This window comes from Curtobacterium sp. MWU13-2055 (assembly GCF_023242305.1).
Classification (GTDB): domain Bacteria; phylum Actinomycetota; class Actinomycetes; order Actinomycetales; family Microbacteriaceae; genus Curtobacterium.
Genome location: NZ_JALLIO010000008.1, coordinates 167,940 through 186,279 on the forward strand (window position 1 = coordinate 167,940; position 18,340 = coordinate 186,279).

Annotated in this window: 17 protein-coding genes; 5 read left to right on the forward strand and 12 right to left on the reverse strand. The window is 67.0% G+C overall.

From position 1 onward, the window contains the following. Nucleotides 1–14: 14 nt before the first annotated feature. The 3 genes from M4960_RS15880 to M4960_RS15890 are packed head-to-tail and all read right to left on the reverse strand — an operon-like array spanning nt 15 to nt 1,952. Nucleotides 15–290, reverse strand: a complete 276-nt coding sequence (locus M4960_RS15880) for a hypothetical protein (RefSeq protein WP_248704773.1) — start codon at nt 288–290, stop codon at nt 15–17. Then, a complete protein-coding gene (locus tag M4960_RS15885) occupies nt 290–1,324 on the reverse strand; it encodes a hypothetical protein (RefSeq protein WP_248704774.1) in 1,035 nt (344 codons plus the stop codon). Before M4960_RS15885 ends, M4960_RS15880 begins: the two co-directional genes overlap by 1 nt. Continuing rightward, on the reverse strand, nt 1,317–1,952 hold the full coding sequence (locus tag M4960_RS15890; RefSeq protein WP_248704775.1) for a hypothetical protein: 636 nt from the start codon (nt 1,950–1,952) through the stop codon (nt 1,317–1,319). The genes M4960_RS15885 and M4960_RS15890 overlap by 8 nt, the downstream gene beginning before the upstream one ends. 408 nt (nt 1,953–2,360) lie before the next feature. On the opposite strand from M4960_RS15890, the gene M4960_RS15895 reads away from it, so the two are divergent. The 4 genes from M4960_RS15895 to M4960_RS15910 all read left to right on the forward strand — a co-directional run bounded on the left by M4960_RS15895 (nt 2,361) and on the right by M4960_RS15910 (nt 7,755). Continuing rightward, on the forward strand, nt 2,361–3,161 hold the full coding sequence (locus M4960_RS15895) for a hypothetical protein (protein WP_248704776.1): 801 nt from the start codon (nt 2,361–2,363) through the stop codon (nt 3,159–3,161). A gap of 296 nt (nt 3,162–3,457) precedes the next feature. Beyond that, a complete protein-coding gene (locus M4960_RS15900) occupies nt 3,458–3,778 on the forward strand; it encodes a hypothetical protein (RefSeq protein WP_248704777.1) in 321 nt (106 codons plus the stop codon). Between the two features lie 342 nt (nt 3,779–4,120). Next, entirely contained in the window at nt 4,121–5,092 is a 972-nt protein-coding gene (locus tag M4960_RS15905) for a DUF1837 domain-containing protein (RefSeq protein ID WP_248704778.1), read from the forward strand. 65 nt (nt 5,093–5,157) lie between these two features. Further along, the gene (locus M4960_RS15910; protein WP_248704779.1) at nt 5,158–7,755 is read left to right on the forward strand and encodes a DEAD/DEAH box helicase; all 2,598 of its coding nucleotides are present in this window, start codon (nt 5,158–5,160) and stop codon (nt 7,753–7,755) included. Nucleotides 7,756–7,986: 231 nt separating this feature from the next. Here the strand turns inward: M4960_RS15910 and M4960_RS15915 are convergent, their stop codons facing one another. From M4960_RS15915 to M4960_RS15930, 4 genes are all read right to left on the reverse strand, one after another. After that, a complete protein-coding gene (locus M4960_RS15915; protein WP_248704780.1) occupies nt 7,987–8,925 on the reverse strand; it encodes an ABC transporter substrate-binding protein in 939 nt (312 codons plus the stop codon). Next, complete coding sequence (locus tag M4960_RS15920) at nt 8,925–9,704, reverse strand: ABC transporter permease (protein WP_123310133.1); 780 nt, start codon at nt 9,702–9,704, stop codon at nt 8,925–8,927. The genes M4960_RS15915 and M4960_RS15920 overlap by 1 nt, the downstream gene beginning before the upstream one ends. 2 nt (nt 9,705–9,706) lie before the next feature. Then, nucleotides 9,707–10,333, reverse strand: a complete 627-nt coding sequence (locus tag M4960_RS15925) for an ABC transporter permease (RefSeq protein ID WP_308222021.1) — start codon at nt 10,331–10,333, stop codon at nt 9,707–9,709. A gap of 178 nt (nt 10,334–10,511) precedes the next feature. Beyond that, nucleotides 10,512–12,113, reverse strand: coding sequence for an alpha-L-fucosidase (locus M4960_RS15930; protein ID WP_248704781.1), 1,602 nt, complete (start codon nt 12,111–12,113; stop codon nt 10,512–10,514). A gap of 79 nt (nt 12,114–12,192) precedes the next feature. On the opposite strand from M4960_RS15930, the gene M4960_RS15935 reads away from it, so the two are divergent. Further along, the gene (locus M4960_RS15935; RefSeq protein ID WP_248704782.1) at nt 12,193–13,566 is read left to right on the forward strand and encodes an MFS transporter; all 1,374 of its coding nucleotides are present in this window, start codon (nt 12,193–12,195) and stop codon (nt 13,564–13,566) included. Nucleotides 13,567–13,586: 20 nt separating this feature from the next. Here the strand turns inward: M4960_RS15935 and M4960_RS15940 are convergent, their stop codons facing one another. The 5 genes from M4960_RS15940 to M4960_RS15960 all read right to left on the reverse strand — a co-directional run bounded on the left by M4960_RS15940 (nt 13,587) and on the right by M4960_RS15960 (nt 18,303). Next, the gene (locus M4960_RS15940; RefSeq protein WP_248704783.1) at nt 13,587–14,480 is read right to left on the reverse strand and encodes a helix-turn-helix transcriptional regulator; all 894 of its coding nucleotides are present in this window, start codon (nt 14,478–14,480) and stop codon (nt 13,587–13,589) included. Between the two features lie 146 nt (nt 14,481–14,626). Beyond that, a complete protein-coding gene (locus M4960_RS15945; RefSeq protein ID WP_248704784.1) occupies nt 14,627–15,379 on the reverse strand; it encodes a CPBP family intramembrane glutamic endopeptidase in 753 nt (250 codons plus the stop codon). Nucleotides 15,380–15,456: 77 nt separating this feature from the next. Further along, on the reverse strand, nt 15,457–16,326 hold the full coding sequence (locus M4960_RS15950) for a PrsW family glutamic-type intramembrane protease (protein ID WP_248704785.1): 870 nt from the start codon (nt 16,324–16,326) through the stop codon (nt 15,457–15,459). A 31-nt stretch (nt 16,327–16,357) separates the two neighbouring features. Next, entirely contained in the window at nt 16,358–17,335 is a 978-nt protein-coding gene (locus M4960_RS15955; RefSeq protein ID WP_134195712.1) for an SDR family NAD(P)-dependent oxidoreductase, read from the reverse strand. Then, nucleotides 17,332–18,303: a chlorophyllase gene (locus M4960_RS15960; protein WP_194671905.1), complete on the reverse strand. Its 972-nt coding sequence runs from the start codon at nt 18,301–18,303 to the stop codon at nt 17,332–17,334. The genes M4960_RS15955 and M4960_RS15960 overlap by 4 nt, the downstream gene beginning before the upstream one ends. Between the last annotated feature and the right edge of the window lie 37 nt (nt 18,304–18,340).

The following is an 18,340-nucleotide window of genomic DNA, read 5'->3' on the forward strand; positions in this document are numbered from 1 at the left end:
GTGAGCAGGGCAGGTCAGGACTGCGGGAAGTCGAGAGTGGTGCGGCCGATGCGGTCGGGTGTGTAGCGGAGGAGGAACCGCATGATGCGGTCCGCTTCGACCATCGCCGGCGCCGTCGGGTACTGGCTGTCCGGGTCGACGTTGGTGAGGCGGAACCAGGGAGGTTTGTCGGCGTGGTCGATGAGGACCACAGCCGGCTTGTCGTCCGGGCGGCTCGGGTCGGTGAACATGAAGGAGCCGAAGAACCGGGTGTCGTCGTACGCCAGCGTCAGGGACAGCAGCTGCAGCATCAGCTCATACCGCCCTCACCGCTGCCGTTGTTGGGGTGCCAGCGGAGGTCGTGGGCGAGGTCGGATCGGAAGTGCAGCAGCTGCCGCAGCCCGTCCACTGCATCCGTGTTCGCGGCAACCCAGCTGTCTTCGTAAAGGACGTGCGCGGTGATGAAGTCATCCGTGCAGCACCCTTCCGCGCCGGTCAGGACGGTGGTGTCCTGCGGGATGACGACCGACACCGTCGCCTCATCGACTGTCGCGGGCTCGTAGCCGAGCGCGGCCATGTCAGGGTGCTGCGCGAAGAACGCCGTCAGCCGGTCCGGCGGGACGATGACGCCGGACTGCTGCGCCGCCCATCGATCCGACATCACCCCACCCAGCACAATCAGCTGGTCCGCCTGCGCGTCGATGGTGGTGTCACGGCGCCAGCAGGTGCGGATTCCGCCGTAACCCGGGTACGCCGCCAAGGCCCAGTCGCACAGGGCGGACTGGTCGGCTGCTTCCCAACCGATCGGCGTGTGGAAGACGTGCGAACCGAGAGCAGGCATCGCGGCACGCACGTCGTCGAGTGGGATGCCGATGCGGTCCGCGATTGACTGGGAACCGCCGCCGTGGAGGGCGATGGTTCGGGCGATGGCGAACACGGTCCGCCATCGCGGTGTTGCGTCCCGCTCCATCGACGACCCGTGCACCTGCTTGCCGTTCGCCCAGACGCGTTGCCGTTTCCCGTTCACGACCACGAGGTCCGGGTACCGGCGGACGAGGGAGAGCACACCCCCTTCCGATCCGCCGGGGATGACGATGAGGTCCTCGGTCCGTTCGGCCGGGGCGCCGTCGTCGTTGATCGTTGCGGTCGGGTTCGGGGTGCACAGGAACCCGGACCGGCCGTCTTCAAACCGGAGTCGGTCGAACGCCTCCACACGAGCGGGCATCCCCGCTGCCGCGAGCGCGACCAGCGTCTTTGTGATGTCGATTGTCCATCCGAGCCCGAACGGCAACGACAGGATTGTCTGCTGGTGTCGGATGTCCTGCACCCACTGCCGGTCACTCATCAGCGCCGCCCCCGCCCGGCGTTGACGGCCGGGTCGAATCACGGCCAGCAAGCCTTGGGTCGTCCTCTGAGAGCCGCTCGAGCCCGAGGCCGGACGCGTCGAGGATGGCGTTTTCGGACTCTTCGGTGGCGACGAACGACCCGATCTGCGCGTTGACCGCGACAAGAGTCCCTATCCGACTCCGAGCGTCCAACACGACCGCAGCGACCTCCTCAGCAGTGCAGTCGGACGTCAGCTCCGGCTTCGACGGGTGCAGGGCGGGGAACTCGAGCTGCTGCACCGGCGGATGCCACTTCACCCCGACACGCAACACTCGGCCATCAGCGTCGTTGCGGTAGAACATCGACCCGAACGGGTGACCCATGTCAAGGGTGAGCTCCGCACCATAGAGCGTCCAACCGACGGCGGCGTAAGCGGAATCCCAACGCTGGACGGTGAGAGCACCGAGCCCCATCTTCAGGCCCGGGATCAGCGCCTGGCCGTCCTGCAGTTCTGCGTAGAGGGCCTGGAGGTTCGGGGGACTCTGGTCGCGCAGGTCCGATAACGGAATGCGCGCCATGCCACGAATCGCGGCGAGCTGCTGACGCTGCTTCGCGGTCAGCGCCGTCTCGTCGGGGCCGCCACTCACGACGCAGACCCGTCACCGGTCTCGGCAGTCCTCTCGGGACGCCCGGTCGGACTGGTGATGGCACTCCTGGTGTGACTCGCGATGCGACGCATGTTGCGCACGCTACGAGGCCCGCGCCACTCATGGGGCCGTTCGAGCGGCGCCGAGTCCACCAGCAGGAAAACCCGTCGCCGCCATGCGCTTCAGCGACTCCTGAGTCCCGGTCCGAACTCCCGGCCCGGACTCCCCACTCCTGGGGTCAGAAAACGCCGAACAGGCAACATTCTGGCCCACGAACGAGGGTCAAAGCGGCTCTTAGAGTCCTAAATCAGGTCCGCGAACAGTGTCGGCGCCCCGCTCGCAGGCACGAGCTCGCATAGGGGTGGCACAAGCGAGCAACCGCCTCGCTCCGACCTGAAGGACACCACCGTGGACCGCAACCTCACCATCAGCAACACCCCCATCACGACCTGCACGCAGACGACGCACCACATCCACAGCGTCGAGGAGCTGCAGCAGCTGCGCATCGCCCTCCGCCGAGCCGGCCGCCGAGGCCGGCAGGAGTTCACCTGCCCGATGATCCGTGCCTGGCGCCGTCAGTTCGTCGACACCTACGCGGTGGACGCCACGTTCACCCCGAGCGATGCGTCGCAGTCGGACAAGACGGAGCTGCACGGCAGCCGCGTGCTGGAGGCCGACATCCAGGTCGGCAACGTCCTGGTGCGCTGGCACTGCGACGGATGGCCCGTCGCCACGCCCCGCACCGCGGGGGAGACCAACCTGGACGGAGATGCGCTGCAGCCGGCCCCGACGCCCGCGCCGAACGACCCGAACTGCTTCGGGTACGCGCACCGTGTCTCCGCCGCGATGCTTCCGCCCACCCGCAAGTACGACCACCTCAAGGGTGCCCAGCGGCGCTCCACGCGGAACCTCATCGAGCAGCAGAACGCCGACCAGCAGAGCGTTGACCACTGTGCCACGGACGCGTCTACGCCGAGTCAGTGGAGCTACGTGCCGGGTGTCAGCCAGCGCGTCGAGCTCGACGCGACCCCGTCGCACGCTGCGGACAACTCGACCGGCTCCCGCGAGTCGAACTACAAGCCCGGCTGGTACGACGAGCGACCGGCGATGGCGTTCCGACACGCGCCCTGGGTCATCGAGCTGATCATCATGAAGCGCGACGCGTCCGAGTCTGAGCCGAGCCTCCTCGACCCTGACCTCCTCGACTGAGCCTGTCGGCAGCGACGTCCGCCTGCGGTGACCGTGTGGCCGCTGTCGGACAGCTGCGCCGGGGCCTTCGAAGCGCCGCTCACCGTCGGAGAGCGGCGCTTCGTCATACCGGCGACGCGTTACGGCCCGGTTCTGGTTCCCTCAGCTGAGGGGGCAACATTGGAGGGAGGCGACGTCCGCTCTCGTGATGATCTTCCATCTGCTGCACCGACCTCGCTTCCAATGCCGGCGAGACCGACCATAGATCGGTAGCTCGCGACGTCGCCGCGTCGAGCGCACTCAGTAGAAGGATCAGGATGACCGACACCACGACTTCACCCGCGGCCGGCAGGAAGCTGCCCATCACCCTGACGCAGCATCTCGCTGACATGCTGTGGCACACCGGCACCACGAGCACCCAGATCCTCCGGGAGCAGCGAGACCGCTTCGAGAGCGACCCCGCCCTACCCGACCCGGACGACCCAATCTTTGCCCAGTCGTATATGCGCTGGTGCCGCACCGCCGCCGACGCGGTCCTCCTCCTCGCCTACGAGCAAGCCGCAGGTCGTACCGCGACCATGCTCTGGGATCTCGACCAAGACGAGCGCGTCGTCCTCAGCACCCGCGTCGACGAGTAGCCGCCAACGACGGACCGTGAAAGGCTGCGCCTCGAAGCGTCCCACGCTCGATGAACCCGATTGCCGGTGTGGGCGCGCTGGACCCTGTGCATGCGGCCACTGTCCGGTTGACCGAATGAGCGTTATCGGCGCCATCCGTAATCGGCCAGGGGCGGTGACCTGTCCACAAGCCTTGCCCTTGGCAGCAGAGAAGAGACCAAGTACCCATGGCCGGTACCTAGCGGCGAAGCCTGAGGCACCTGGCACCTCACGCGCAGTCCGTGCGCGTCTGCGCTTGAAGACGCGCGATCGTCATCTAGGCTACGAAGAGTTGAGGATCGAACGGCTTTAGGGGCGAGGCACGTGCAGCTGGGTGACTACCTTCCAATGACGTTGAAGCTCAAGGACGACTTCCTCGCCCTCTTCAACGCTGCGGACCCGCTCGCGATCTCAAAGAGGACCCAGTGCCACTTGCACATCCTCAAGATGTCTGGCGGAAGCCCGGATCTTCACGGAATGTACAGTCTGCTCAATCAAGCCGCGCTCCGCTACGCGCTTTCTCGACGTAACGCTACCGCGGCTTTCGCGGATCCGGAACGGATTGCGGCAGCGGTTAACCAGGCTCAAGCCCGCTTCAGGACTCCGGACCCACTCAATGGCGAAGGAGGCGAGCTACTGCTTTACGGATTCTTGGAAGGGCATCTTGGTGCACCCAAAGTCCTTACCAAGATGGAACTGAAGACCTCAGGTAACGATTACGTTAAGGGCGCGGATGGATTGCATCTCCTTCAGCGAGATGACGATACTTTCGAACTGATATTCGGTGAGTCAAAGATGTACGGCGACGGCAAAGCGGGGCCCGGCACAAGCTTGAAAAGCGCTATACGCGCAGCCTTCGCGTCGATGGCGAAAGTAGCCAAAGGTGGGTTCGCGTTTGAGACCTGGTTGATCAATAGCGAATTGCTCAAGGAGGTCGCGGATGATGAAGCACTCAAAGTTATCAGCGCGATCCTCCTCCCCGAACTTGCGGCCACGGTGCAGCGCGTAAATTCTTTTGGGGTGATGATTGGCTACGAGATCGATGTCACGACCTGGGGTGTGGAGGATTTAAGCGACGACGAGCTAGCTTCGCGCATTGATCGGGAAGCAGCGGACCTCTTGGCGAGTCAGGTCCCATACATCAAGGCTCGGATAGCAAAGCATGGTCTCAAGCACTACGACTTCCACATTTACGCTGTTCCCTTCCTTGTGGATCTCGACGCGGACGAACCACGGGGTATAGAGGCTGTGCGGATGGACTTGGCCCACGCAATCAAGAATGGGGCTGCAGCTTGACCGGGGCAACAATCGCGACCAGGCTCTCCGAGGTGATCGTCGCGCAACCAGCATATGTTCAGCTGATGGCAGCCTTCGACCTGCAGGCTGCCACGCGACTCCTCGGCTTGCCGACGACCTACAATCCTGCGACATCGACCAACATACGCCGGATGCTTCGATATGCAGATGTGTTGTCTCAGTCTGAAAGCCAACGTCATCGAGCGGAGGCTTTGCGACTCGTTACCCACTTGGTTGACCACTCCGCGAGGGTGCGAACCCAGAAGAAAAAGCTTGCCGCGCAGATCGCCGCCACCGTGGAAGCGGTTTTGTTGCAGCTGGGGAATTTTCCTGGGCTTCAAACGCTATCCAAAAGCGCACTTCCCGGATCAACGCTGCCGATCGATCGCGAACTCCATAGAGCCTGGAAAGCGGAGCGAAATCGTACACGGCCGGGTGCGCGGGTGCTGACCGATGCGCAATGGCAAATTGCTTCCCAGATTCGGAATTCTCCGCGATTCAGCTTTTCCGGCCCGACCTCACTCGGAAAATCCTTCCTCCTGCGAGAACTCATTCGTGATGCGGTCGATGCGGCGAAGCAGGATCCGCTGCCGACCGAGCAGTTCACTGCGATAGTTCTCGTGCCAACGGTTGCGTTGATATCGCAAGTTGAAAGAGACTTGCGCACCGAGCTGGGAGAGGGTGTTTCGGTCTCATCTCATCCCGTGATTCCAAGACTCATACGAGAAAACGCAGAAGCAGTTGTTCTAGTTCTCACACCTGAGCGGATGCTCCGCTTTCTAGCAAGTGACCCCCTAATGCTGAGTCATGTGTTTGTCGACGAGGCTCACCGTGCAGTCCAAGACGGGGATGACCGAGCCCCCATATATTACCAAGCGCTGACCGAGGCGCTGCGGCGTTTTCAGCCGGTGGTGGGATTTTCATCGCCGAACGTGTCTAATCCGGAGATCTTAGGTGAGGTCTTCGGGGTTGAGACCACGTCGGTGCAAGTCGTGGAACGGGCAGTCCTTCAGCGCCGAATGTTTGTCGACCTTGTCGAGGGGAATGTCCAGGTATTCAGTGGCGATGGTACCGTGACGCAACTGCAACACGGCTCGGTGGAATCGGCGGCGGAGTTCATTGTGCGCGTAGCGGCTGGCGAGAAGACTATCGTCTACATCAATTCTGCCGCGGGAGCGGTTGAGTTTGCGCGTGAACTCGCGGGCCTGCGAGCGCCGGTCAATACGTCCCAGGTAACGGAGATGAGAACGTTCCTGCGCGAGTCGGTTCATCGTGACTACTACATGCGCGAAACGGTTCGGCATGGCGTCGTTTTCCACCACGGCGTCATCCCGGCTGAAGTGCGGGATCGAGTTGAAGCAATCTTTTCCGACTCATCGTCTGGAGTGAACTTCGTAGTTTGTACTTCGACGCTTCTCGAGGGTGTCAACATGCCCGCGAAGAACATTGTCGTACTGCATGACACCCAGGGCACTTCGGCTCTCAAGGCGTTCGACTTCAATAACCTAATCGGGCGTGCCGGTCGTCTTGCTCAAGAATTTTACGGTAATGTCATCGCGCTGCGCGACGTCAAGAACCGTTGGAACTCAGGAACTGTCGATCTGGTCGGGGAGTCGAAGTCGGAGGTCCTTCGTAATTTCCTCCTAGAGGAAGGGCGCCGGCGCGCCCCGTTCACCGATATGCAGAAGGTCCTCGAAGGAGAACGCTCGTCGAGCTGGACTCAGTCCAGGCGAATTACGGCGCAACGGTACGCATCGGTGCTCGCCGCCGAGCATATCGCGGGCACTCCAACCCTCCTGAGTGATAAGTTCATTGCGAAAGCTGCCAATGGTGAAAAGACGCTCGCTGCGCTGGTGACTCGCAACAACCTCCCGGTCGACATCATCCGCTCTTCTCCAGATATCCTGATCGAGTATCAGACTGCCGTCGCAGACCGTATTCGGACTGGAGATGCGCGTGCAAGGTTGATTCCTATCGACGCGGATCTCTCAGACCTTGAGGTCTATTACCAGCTCCTTCGTGCGCTGGGGGAATCGTATCGTTGGGAAACTGAGGAACGCCAGGGTCGGGCGCCGCTCATACGGGGCAAGAGCGCTGAGGCGGTCGACGCGAATTACTGGTACTGGGCGCGCGTCATGCGGTCTTGGGTGCTCGGCGACTCCGTGAGCCAGGTAATCGCTTCGTCTATCGCTCATCATGCTTCGACGGGCAAGATCTGGGTTCGCGACTACAGTGCGCCGTCCACGTTCAGGGTTGAGTCGTTCGACCGGTCATCGCCGGAGCACTTGAACGTTGTCATCGAGAACACGTTCCGGGATTTGGATGGTGGGCTGCGTCACACTGTGCTTCGCTACGCGCAGAACTATCACGAGCTGTCCGTAGCGGCCGTGGGCGTTGACGAGGCTGGTCCGAACGTGGCGTTGCTAGTTGAGTACGGGTCCACCAACCCGCTGGTGGTTGATCTGCAGCAGCTGGGCCTGTCCAGGACTGCGGCTCTCGAGTTGGCGCGGTCCGACGCCGAGTTGTTCGTCCAAGGAGAGAACGGGGAGCTTATCGGGGTCAACGCTGCCAGTTTCGAGGTCGTTGCAGATGTGTCTGCAGAGGTGCTCCTCGAGTTCTGGAGCGTGGTGGGCACGCTCGTGGGGCAGCAGGCGGAGGGGTAGCACCGCGTTACGGAGGTACGGCAACCGCCTGCGTCCGCTCGAGCCGGGCCCGCTCTCGAACGGTTCGTGGAACAGAATCCCGAAGCCCGTGGAACGCCCGTCAGCACTGGGATCCCCGATCCGCGCCACCGCTGGCATCCGCGAATAAACCGAACACCTCACCGACGGACGTGGCGGGCGGGGTGCTCCTGCGCGCAGCCCCGCCTCGCCGCACCCGGCGTCGTTCCCGGGCTACTTGAGCAGCCCCTCCTTGGTCAGCCAGTCCTTCGCGGCGGTCGCGGCCTGCGCCTTCTCGCTGCCCTCGACACGATTGCGCAGCTGGATGAGGTCATCGGTCGTCAGCTTCTCGGACAGCTTGTTCAACGTCGACGCGAGCTTCGCGCTGTAGATGTCCTTGTTCAGGAACGGCAGGATGTTCTGCGACGCGATCAGGTTCTCGGGGTCCTTCAGCACGAGCAGCTTCTTCGTCACGAGGTCGGGCGACGTCGTGTAGATGTCGGCCACCTGCACGGTGTCGTCGACGAGTGCCTTGACCGTGTCGGGCCCGCCGTAGTCCTCGATCGACTTGAACGTGACCTTGTCCACGCCGTACGTGGACTTGAGCCCGGGGATGCCGTACGGAAGGGTGCCGAACTGCGGGTTGGCACCGAGCGTGAACGGCTGGATCTTGGAGAGGTCACCGATCGACGTGAGGCCGTTCTTCTCGGCCTCGGCCTGGGTCACGACGTAGGCGTCCTTGTCCTCGGCCGGCGACGGCTCGAGCACCTGGAAGTCCTTCGGGATCTCGGTCTTCAGCGCGGCGTCGACCTCCGCTGTCGTCTTCGCGGTGGCCTTGGTGTCGTAGAAGAACAGCAGGTTGCCGTTGTACTCCGGCATGAGGTTGATCGAACCGTCCTTGAGCGCGGGGATCGTGGTCTGCCGCGGGCCGAGGTTGAACTTGGTCGTCACGTCGAACCCGGCGTCCTTCAGGACGAGCGCGTACATGTTGCCCAGGATCTCGCTCTCCGGGAAGTTGAACGAACCGACCACGATCGGCGTGCTGCCCGATCCGTCGCCCCCGCCCGATGCCGGCTTCGTGGGGTCCGAGGTGGAACAACCGGAGAGTGCCACGATCGCCCCGACCGCGATCACACCCGCGAGGATGCGTGTCCTGGTGCCTGCTGTGAACATCAGTGGTCCCTTTCGTCGACGGAGAGTGCCGTCACCGCGCGGCGCCGGAGTGGCAGCGCGCGGACGTGTGTGCGGCGCCGGCGGGTCTGCCCCTCGGGGCCGCGGCGGGTGAGGTGTTGGGCGAGGGCGAACAAGCCGTCGATCACGAGGGCGAGGACCGTCACGAGCAACGCACCACCGAGGATGAGGTCGTTGTCGTTCAGGCTGATGCCCGTCGAGATGATCGCGCCGAGTCCGCCCAGCGAGATGTACGACGCGATCACGACGGTCGCGATGACCTGGAGGACCGAGGCACGGATCCCGCCGATGATCAGCGGCAGTGACAGGGGGACCTCGACCTTGAGCAGGATCTGCAACTCGGTCATGCCCACCGAGCGCGCGGCGTCCACGGTCTGCGGATCCACGGACTCCACACCGGAGTACGCCCCGGCGAGGATCGAGGGGATCGCCAGGACGACGAACGCGATGATGGACGCGATGAAGGCGGTCTGCGTGAACGGCACGGTCATGCCGATGATGACGAAGAGGGTGCCGAGCAGGCCCAGTGTCGGCAGCGCGCGCATGGACCCACTGAAGGCGATGACGAAGCTGCGCCCGCGCCCGGTGTGACCGATGTACAGGCCCAGCGGCAGCGCGATCAGCGCGGCGATGGCGACCGAGATGAACGTGTACAGCAGGTGTTCGCCGATCCGGTCCTGGATCGGGAGCGGGGTCTGCAGGCCGGGGCGGTAGTTCGCCGGGTCGAGGAGCCAGGCGACGGCATGGAGGAAGAACTGCACGGTCAGGCCCCCCGTTCGATCGTCGCCAACGCGGCCCGACGGCGCGATCGACGCGACCGCACCTGGATCCGGCGCGCCCACGGCATCAGGACGCGCCCGAGCGCCACCAGGACGGTGTCGAAGACCAGTGCGACGAAGAGACTCGCTGCCACGCCGACCAGGATCTCCTCGAGGAACTGACGCTGTCGCCCGTCCGTGAACAGGAACCCGATGTTCGCGGAGCCGACCAGGGCGCCGACCGAGACCAGGGCGACGGTGCTCGCCGAGACCACCCGCATCCCCGCGAGGAGGACGGGACCCGCCAACGGGAGCTCGACCGTCCAGAAACGGCCCCACGCGGAGTACCCCACCGACGTGGCCGAGTCGACGACGTCCGCCGGGACGGCGGCGAACGCGTCAGCTGCCAACCGCACCATGATGGCGACCGCGTAGACGGACAGCCCGACGACGATGTTCACGGGATCCGTGATGCGGGTGCCGAGCAGGTAGGGCAGGATCACGAAGAGCGGCAGGGACGGGATCGTGTAGAGCAGACTGCCGCCGCCGACGATGACCGATCGGACTGCCTGCCACCGGTTCGCCACCCACCCCAACGGCACCGCCACGACGAACCCGAGGACGATGGGCACGGCCGCGAGACCCGCGTGGGTGACGGTGAGGCCCCAGACGAGACCGAAGTTCGCGATGATCCAGTTCAGGTCAGCATCCCAATCCTCGTCGGACGACCGTCCGCCTGAGAGTAGTCGCGCCGCACCGTTCTGACCGCGACGGATCGTCGCGCCGGCGTCCCCGGGCCGGCATCCCCGGTCACTGGTGCAGGAAGTCCTGCCGCTCCTGCTCGACCACCGGCGCGAGCCGCACCCGGACCACCGGACCGGAGTCCACGCTGGTGACGCCGTCGAGCGCGACCACGAGCGCTTCGGGGCGCTGCTCCCAGACGACCTCGCCGGCGTGGCCGAGCACGGCGACGGACCGGATGGTCCGACCGAGCAGGCCCGAGGCCGAGCCGAACGCCCGGATGCGGGCCGACCCGTCGTCGGGATCGGCCAGCAGGGTCGCGTAGACGGCGTCGCCGGTGACGTCGTGGCGCGCGGTGAACCGGACGTCCTCGGCGGTGTACTCGACCGTGTCGGCGTCCACGAACGAGCCGGCGGGACGAGTGGTGGGCCCCTCGCCCGAGATCGTCCACGGCCGGGTGCCGTAGATCGCCTCGCCGTTCACCGCGAGCCACGAGCCGATGCCGCGCAGGATGCGGACCTCGTCCTCGGGCAGGGTGCCGTCGGCCTTCGGCCCGGTGTTGAGCAGCAGCACACCGTTCTTCGCGACCACGTCGACGAGTTCGGCGACCAGGTCGCGCACGGTCTTGTAGTCGTGGCCCTCGATCCAGCTCCAGGCGGTCTTCGCGATCGCGGTGTCGTTCTGCCAGACGGTCTCCGGTGTGCTGCCCATCGCGCCACGCTCGATGTCGTACACGGCGCTGCCCGGCGCGAACGTCCCCCACTTGTAGTTGATGACGACCTCGCGGCCCCACTCGGCGGCGCGGTTGTAGTAGTAGGCCGCGAGGGTCCGGACGTACGGCTGGAACGCGGGCTGCTCGATCCACCAGTCGAACCAGAGCACCTGCGGGCGGTACTTGTCGATGAGCTCGACGGTGCGGAGCAGCCAGTCCTCCAGGAAGCGCTCGTTCGGGGCGGTCTCCTCGCGCTGCGCCGGCCCGTAGAAGTCGCTGAACCGCGGATCGAGCACGTCCGAGGGGGTCTTCGTCCCGCCGTTCATGAAGAACCAGTGCTCGGCCCGGTGGGACGACGCGCCGCGGACCATCCACGCCTCGTCCGCCGCGACGAGGAGCTCGCCGAACACGTCACGCCCGGGCCCGAGCTGAGCGGCGCTCCACCGGGAGCGGTCGGTGTCGTACATCGCGAAGCCGTCGTGGTGCTCGGCGACCGGGACGACGAACTGCGCGCCGGCCTCGCGGAACACCCGCACCCAGTCGGCGGCGTCGAAGTGCTCCATCGTGAACGAGGGGATGAAGTCCTTGTACCCGAACGCGTCGTGCGGCCCGTAGGTCTCGACGTGGTGGGCGAACTCGGGCGTGCCGGCGCGGTACATGTCACGGGAGTACCACTCGTTCCGGAACGCGGGGACCGAGAAGACGCCCCAGTGGACGAAGATCCCGAACTTGGCGTCCTGGTACCAGAGCGGTGCGCGGTACTGCTGCAGGGAGGACCAGGTCGCGTCGTACGGGCCCGAGCGCACGACGGCGTCGACCGCGGCCAGGGCCGCGGAGTTGTCCGAAACGTCCACGGGCTCGGGCAGCGTGGCCGGGTCCAGCGGGGTGAGCGGTTCGTGCACGACGTGCTCCGATCGGTTGCGGCGGCTCGCGACGGCGATGTCGGGAGCGTGAGACATCCTATGTCTGTTCGATCTGTCGCGAGGGGTTCCCGGTCAGGGCATCCCCCGACGAGCGCGGCCAGGGGAGCATCGAACCGTGACCGCTCCGACCACAGCCGACGTCCCGACCGATCGAGGCCCGCACCGAGCTGCGCGGCTGACGCTCGTGCTCGCCTCGCTCGGCTTCTTCCTCATCACGCTCGACATCCTCATCGTGAACGTGGCGCTGACGACGATCGGGCGGGAGCTCGGCGGCAGCACGTCGGGGCTGCAGTGGGTGATCGACGCGTACACGTTGCTGTTCGCCTCGCTGCTGCTGTTCGCGGGCAACCTGTCCGAACGGATCGGCGCGAAGCGGGCGATCGGCTGGGGCATCGCGGGGTTCCTCGTGGCGTCCGTCGCGTGTGCCCTCGCCCCGTCGCTCGGCGCGTTGATCGCGGCGCGTGCGGTCCAGGGCGCGGCCGCCGCGGTGATGCTGCCCGCGTCGATGGCACTCATCCGCGAAGCCTTCCCGGATGCGCGTGAACGGGCGCACGCGCTCGGCATCTGGGCGGTCGGTGGGGCGGTTGCCGGTGCGGTGGGGCCGATCCTCGGCGGCGCGCTGACGACCCTCGACTGGCGACTCGTGTTCGCCATCAACCTGCCGGTGTGCGCGGCGATGCTCGTGATGCTCGCCCGGGTGGCGCCATCGCCTCGGCGACCGGCCCGGTTCGACCCGGCCGGGCAGGTCCTCGCGCTGCTCGCGCTCGCGGGGCTCGTCTTCGGCCTCATCGAAGGCGGTGCGACGGGTTTCGACCGGTGGTACGTGGTCGTCGCGCTGGTGCTCGCGGCCGTAGCGGTCGCCGGTTTCCTGCTGGTGCAGGCCCACGGTCGGAACCCGATGATGCCGCTCGACCTGTTCCGCTCCGGTGGGATGCGGATCGCGCTCGGCGTCGGGTTCGCGTTCATGGTCGGCAACTTCGGCAGTGTCTTCGTCCTGAGCCTCTACCTGCAGCAGCACCTCGGCTTGTCGCCACTGGCAGCAGGGTTGGTGTTCCTGCCGTCCGCAGCGTTCAGCATCGTCGGCAACGTCGTCAGCGGCACCCTCGTGAACCGGTTCGGCGCTCGGGTCCCCGTGGTCGCGGGACTCACCACGATGGCGATCGGCCTCGTCGTGATGATCGTGCTCGCGCCGTACGACTCGGTCGTCGCGGTCGCGGTGTGCACGATCCTGACCGGTGCGGGCGGATCGGTCGCGATGCCGCCCGCGACGTCGGTCGTCCTCGCCAGCGTCCCCGCTGAACGGTCGGGGACAGCGAGTGCGGTGTTCAACACCTTCCGGCAGGTCGGTGGGGCGGTGGCGATCGCGGTCTTCGGGGCGTTCCTGGCCGATCGGTCGCAGTTCGTCGTCGGGACGCAGACCAGCTTCGTGGTCGCCGCCGTGGTGCTCCTCGTCGCTGCTCTGGCAGCGACCCGCATCAGGACCGAGTGACCGCGGGCGACGACGCAGCGTCAGCTCCGGACGTCGGTCCCGCGGTGCTCGGCGGCGTCGCGCTGCTCCGTCGCGGCGACCGAACCGAGCAGGCGGAGTGCATCGGCCGTCGGCGAGCCGGGTTCCGCGCTGTACAGCAGGAGGCTCAAGCGCGGGTCGCTCATGAGCCGCGACCCCTCGAAGTGCAGGTCGAGAGCACCGACGACGGGGTGGACGAAGTGCTTCTCGCCCGTGGCGTGCCGACGGACGTCGTGCGCACCCCACTTCGTCCGGAACTCCGCGCTGCGCGTCGAGAGCTCACCGATCAGCGCCTGCAGGTCCTCGTCGTGAGGGTCGTGGCCGGCGGCAGTGCGGAGGATCGCGACGCTCTGGTCGGCGGCGACGTCCCAGTCCGGGTGGAACGCGTCGGCCCAGTCACGGTCCAGGAACGCGGCGCGAGCGAGGTTCGGCCGCTCCGCCTTCCGGAACAGGTCCGCGTAGAGCGCCCGGCCGAGCGCGTTCGCACCGAGCAGGTCGAGTCGGTCGTTGCGGATGAACGCCGGCCCGCCGGTGAACGCGTCGAGCGTGTACTGCAGCCCGACGCGCAGGGTCTTCGGCGTCGCTGCACGGCGCTGTCCACGGACCGGGGAGGCGTTCGCCGCTCGTGCGAGGTCGAACAGGTGGTCGCGCTCCGCGTCGTCGAGGAGCAGCGCACCGGCGATGGCGTGCAGGACGCCGTCGGAGACGCCGGCGAGGCTGCCGCGCTCGAGCCGCGAGTAGTACTCCACACTGACGTCGGCGAGCATCGCGACCTCGCTGCGGCGGAGGCCGGCCACGCGCCGGTTGGGCCCACCGGGCAGGCCCACCTGGTCCGGGCGCACCCGGGCACGGCGGCTGACGAGGAAGTCCTTGACGTCGTCGCGGTTCGTGCTCATGAGGTGACCCTACGAGGCCGCGCCGGGGCGCGGGGTGCACTGCCAGGACACCGGACGGGAGGCGCGGTGTCAGCTGGCACCGCGCCTCCCGTCCGCTCTGTGGTGCGTCCAACGCGCCCCGCGCGTGATCATGCGCGCGACGCCGTTCAGGCGCTCGCTGTCGCCCCGATGATCGCGGCGGTGAAGAGCACCCAGTCGTTGATGATGTGTGCGCCGGTGCTGACCGCGATGTTCTTCGTGCGGATGTAGGCGAGCGTGAGGACCAGCCGTGCGACGCCGATGATCAGGAACGCCTGCGCGAAGTTCCACCCGTAGGTCGGCAGGTGCGCTGCACCGAACCAGATCGCGGTCGCGAGCCAAGCGATGAGGATGCCCTGGGTGCGGGTGAGTCCGATGCGGTGGCACAGCGCCATGACCGCCAGGAACGGCAGGATCGTGAAGAGCTCTTCGCCCAACAGCTGGATCGCGGTCCCGACGTAGAACGCGACGATCTCACCCGCGCCGTGGATGCCGTCGGTCGCGGTGTTGGCGTTGGTGCCGAAGATCGCCTTGACGATGATCCCGACCGTGAACGTGACGATGATGTTCCCGATCGCGAAGAGCACCATGGCGCCGTAGTCGCGGGCGGTGGTCCGCTGGAAGATCCTCGCCCAGTGTCGTCTCGTGAAGGCGATGAGGACGGCGAGCATGATCGCGGTGAAGAGGAACCGTGGCACGAGCGACTGGATGTTGTCCGCCGCCGGGTAGAAGCTCAGCACCGTGATGGCAGCCACGCACGCGACGATGATGGTCACCCACTGCCATGCGGGGATCCGGATCGGGTCTCCGTCGTAGAACGGGAAGTCCCGACCGTCCTGCCGTTCGATCGCCCTGCTGTAGCGTCGAGCCCCTGTGGCCATGGTGTGTCCCCTCGTGCGTTGCATCGCCCTGTGGTGCATGTCGTCTGCACCAGAAGAGAAGGTACCGGCGGAGCCGGTCATCGGTCTGCTGAGCCGTCGCCCTGCAGACGTCGTACCTGCGGCCGGAACCAGAACGCGAAGACCGCGACGACGTACACGGCTTCGAGGATGATGCTGACCGGCACGTTCCAGTCGCGGACCGGCCCCTGGATCACGGCGTCGTTGAGGCCGTGGATCGCAGCGGCGCCGAGGTACGCGAGCACGCCGACGCCGATCGCCCTGCCCGTCGGCAGCGTCTTCGCGGCGAGCCAGATGAGGACCGCGGCACCCACGGTCATCAGCGGGTGCGAGACCTCGGCGATGATGCGCACGACGATGTCCATCATCACGACGAACGGCGCATCGGAGGGAGCCTTCGCGCCGTCGAGGATCGGGTCGAGCGAGGTGATGATGTAGCTGATGCCCTCGAGGAACCCCAACCAGGCGGCGGCGACGAACACGAGCCACACCGCCAGCCGCGGCGAACGGTAGGTGCGCGAGGACAGCAGCAGGATGACGGGCACCAGGAGCTTCAGGAACTCTTCGACGAACCCCGGCCAGACATGGCCGCCGGGCAGCAGGCTGGCGATGCCGTTCAGGCTTCCGGCGAGCAGCATCGCGATGGTCCCCCAGACGAGGCCGAGCCACAGCGCCTGCACGCGGTGGGGCTGACCGGCGAGGGAGACCTTCTGCCGGAAGTACCAGCCGATGGCCACGAGCGGGACCCCGATGCCGACGATCGCGGCGATGACCACCACCACGAGCGAGTACGGCGGCAGGCCGTCCCCGACCGTGGCCCCGCGGCCGCCGGAGAGCATCAGGCTGCCACCCCAGTACCCGAGGAGAGCACCGGCGGCAGCGCCCCCGAGGCCGACGATGAGTGGTGCGGTCCCTCGGGGTCGCGTCATGGGACCGAAGCTACCAGCGGGCACGACGGCGTCACGCGGTCAGCCGCACACTGACCTCCCACAGCCGCCGGGCGTCGTCGGCGTCGAGCATCGCCGAGTTGGCATCCGACGGGATGCTGTCCGCGGTGAGCGGCCGGACCTCGTCGTCGATCACCGCGACGTCGCTGTCCTTCAGGTAGACCCCGCCGACGCCGTCGAGCAGCGGGCTCGCGGCACCGAACACGAGGGTCGCCGCCCCCTGCTCGATCGTCTTCTTACCGCGCTCTGGATCGACGACGGTCGTACCGTCCTCGTCGACCAGCCCCTGCTCGCGGTACGAGGCGATCCGGGACTCGTCGTGCGGGCCCGGGCCGATGATCACCCCGGGGTGCGCGGCGAACGACCGGATGCCCCGGTCGGCGTACCGGCGGTCCAGCTCGACTGCGAACAGCACGTTCGCCCGCTTGGCCTGCCCGTAGGCCGCAGCGGCGTCGTAGCCGCTGGCGAACGCCGGGTCGTCCCACCGGATCTGCCCGAAGCGGGCGGCGCCGGACGTGACGTTCAGGACCCGCGCACCACGGGCCTCCAGCAGGGAAGGGAGGAGCGCCCGCGTGAGCCGGAAGTGCCCGAGGTGGGACGTCGAGAACGACAGCTCGTTGCCGCGGGCGTCGAGCCGCCGGTCCGGGGTGAAGAGCATCGCGGCGTTGTTGACCAGGGCTTGGAGCGGGCGTCCGGAGGCCGTCCAGTGTGCGGCGAAGGCGTCGATCGACGCCGGGTCGGTCAGGTCGAGCTGCTCGACCCGGACGCCGGGGATGCCGGCGACGGCGGCGCTGGCGCGGTCGGTGTCGCGGGACGCGACGGTGACCGTGGCGCCGGCGGCGGCGAGGGCGCGGCTGGCCTCCCGGCCGAGGCGGCCGTGACCGCCCGTGACGACGACGTCCCGGCCGGTCAGATCGACGCCGTCGAGGACGTCGGTGGCGGTGGACGATGCGGTGAAGGGGGTGGGGAGCGGGTGCTGGTCGGTGATCACGAGTGGTCCTCCTTGGAGTCGATGTGGCCGACGGCGTCGATGTGGCCGACTGCGTCGGTGTGGCCGACGGCGTCGCCGGCTTCGGCAGAGGCGACTGCGTCGGCCGTCGCGGACCACGCGTCGGCGTCGAGCCCGAGCGCCGTCCGGAGGAACGCCGTCGTGGTGCGGCGGACCAGGTCCACGCGCTCCGGGCTCTCGTCGGTCGTGGCGGTGGACGCGTAGTCCTGGATGCCGCCGAGCAGGTGCTCCCCGCCGTGCACGGTCACCAGGTGCCGGGCGCCGGGGCTGTGGTGGTAGACGTCGGTGAACCAGTCCGGCCCGCGCGTGGAGAGCCGGGACTGGTCGTGGTCCCCGGCGACGACGAGCGACGGTGTGCGCAGCTGGCTGAAGTCCGGGCTCATGAAGGGGAAGTGCTCCTGCGCGAACGGCGTCAGGTCGGGTCCACCGAACCCGGTGGTGGAGAGCAGGACCCCGGCCCGCACGCGCTGGTCGGTGCGGTCCTCGCCCGGCTGTCCGTCCGACCCGATCACCCGGGCGCCGAGGAGCATGCCGACGGACTGGCCGCCCCACGAGTGCCCGGCGACCGCGAGGTTCGCCTGGTCGACACGTCCCGCGAGACCGGGGACGGCGGCGACGAGGACGTCGAGGTCGTCGATGACCCGCTCGAGGTCGTCGACCCGGGTCTGCCAGATCGTCGGGTAGCGCGGGTCGTCGAGCGTCAGGCCGTACTTCGTCGAGTCGAGGAACGTGGGCTGGACGACGACGAACCCGTTGGCGGTCCAGTGGTCGACGAGGGGATCGCCGCCGGTCATCGACTGCCCGAAGCCGTGGGCGAAGACGATCACGGGAAGCTCGGTGCCCGTGATCGGGGCGGTGATCCGGACCTCGAGGTCGTGGCCGCGTGATGGCGCGGGCAGGGTGACGGGGCGCACGCTGATCACCTGGGGGAGCGGTGCTGTTGCTGACATCGGGAGTCCTTCCGGAAGCGGTCGTCGCTCGAAACGG

What these genes read in the sequence shown, in the direction of transcription:
- M4960_RS15880 (WP_248704773.1), bottom strand. Translation starts at nt 290, where the DNA reads ATGCTGCAGCTGCTGTCCCTGACGCTGGCGTACGACGACACCCGGTTC.
- M4960_RS15885 (WP_248704774.1), bottom strand. Translation starts at nt 1,324, where the DNA reads ATGAGTGACCGGCAGTGGGTGCAGGACATCCGACACCAGCAGACAATC.
- M4960_RS15900 (WP_248704777.1), top strand. Translation starts at nt 3,458, where the DNA reads ATGACCGACACCACGACTTCACCCGCGGCCGGCAGGAAGCTGCCCATC.
- M4960_RS15910 (WP_248704779.1), top strand. Translation starts at nt 5,158, where the DNA reads ATGGCAGCCTTCGACCTGCAGGCTGCCACGCGACTCCTCGGCTTGCCG.
- M4960_RS15915 (WP_248704780.1), bottom strand. Translation starts at nt 8,925, where the DNA reads ATGTTCACAGCAGGCACCAGGACACGCATCCTCGCGGGTGTGATCGCG.
- M4960_RS15930 (WP_248704781.1), bottom strand. Translation starts at nt 12,113, where the DNA reads ATGTCTCACGCTCCCGACATCGCCGTCGCGAGCCGCCGCAACCGATCG.
- M4960_RS15940 (WP_248704783.1), bottom strand. Translation starts at nt 14,480, where the DNA reads ATGAGCACGAACCGCGACGACGTCAAGGACTTCCTCGTCAGCCGCCGT.
- M4960_RS15945 (WP_248704784.1), bottom strand. Translation starts at nt 15,379, where the DNA reads ATGGCCACAGGGGCTCGACGCTACAGCAGGGCGATCGAACGGCAGGAC.
- M4960_RS15950 (WP_248704785.1), bottom strand. Translation starts at nt 16,326, where the DNA reads ATGACGCGACCCCGAGGGACCGCACCACTCATCGTCGGCCTCGGGGGC.
- M4960_RS15960 (WP_194671905.1), bottom strand. Translation starts at nt 18,303, where the DNA reads ATGTCAGCAACAGCACCGCTCCCCCAGGTGATCAGCGTGCGCCCCGTC.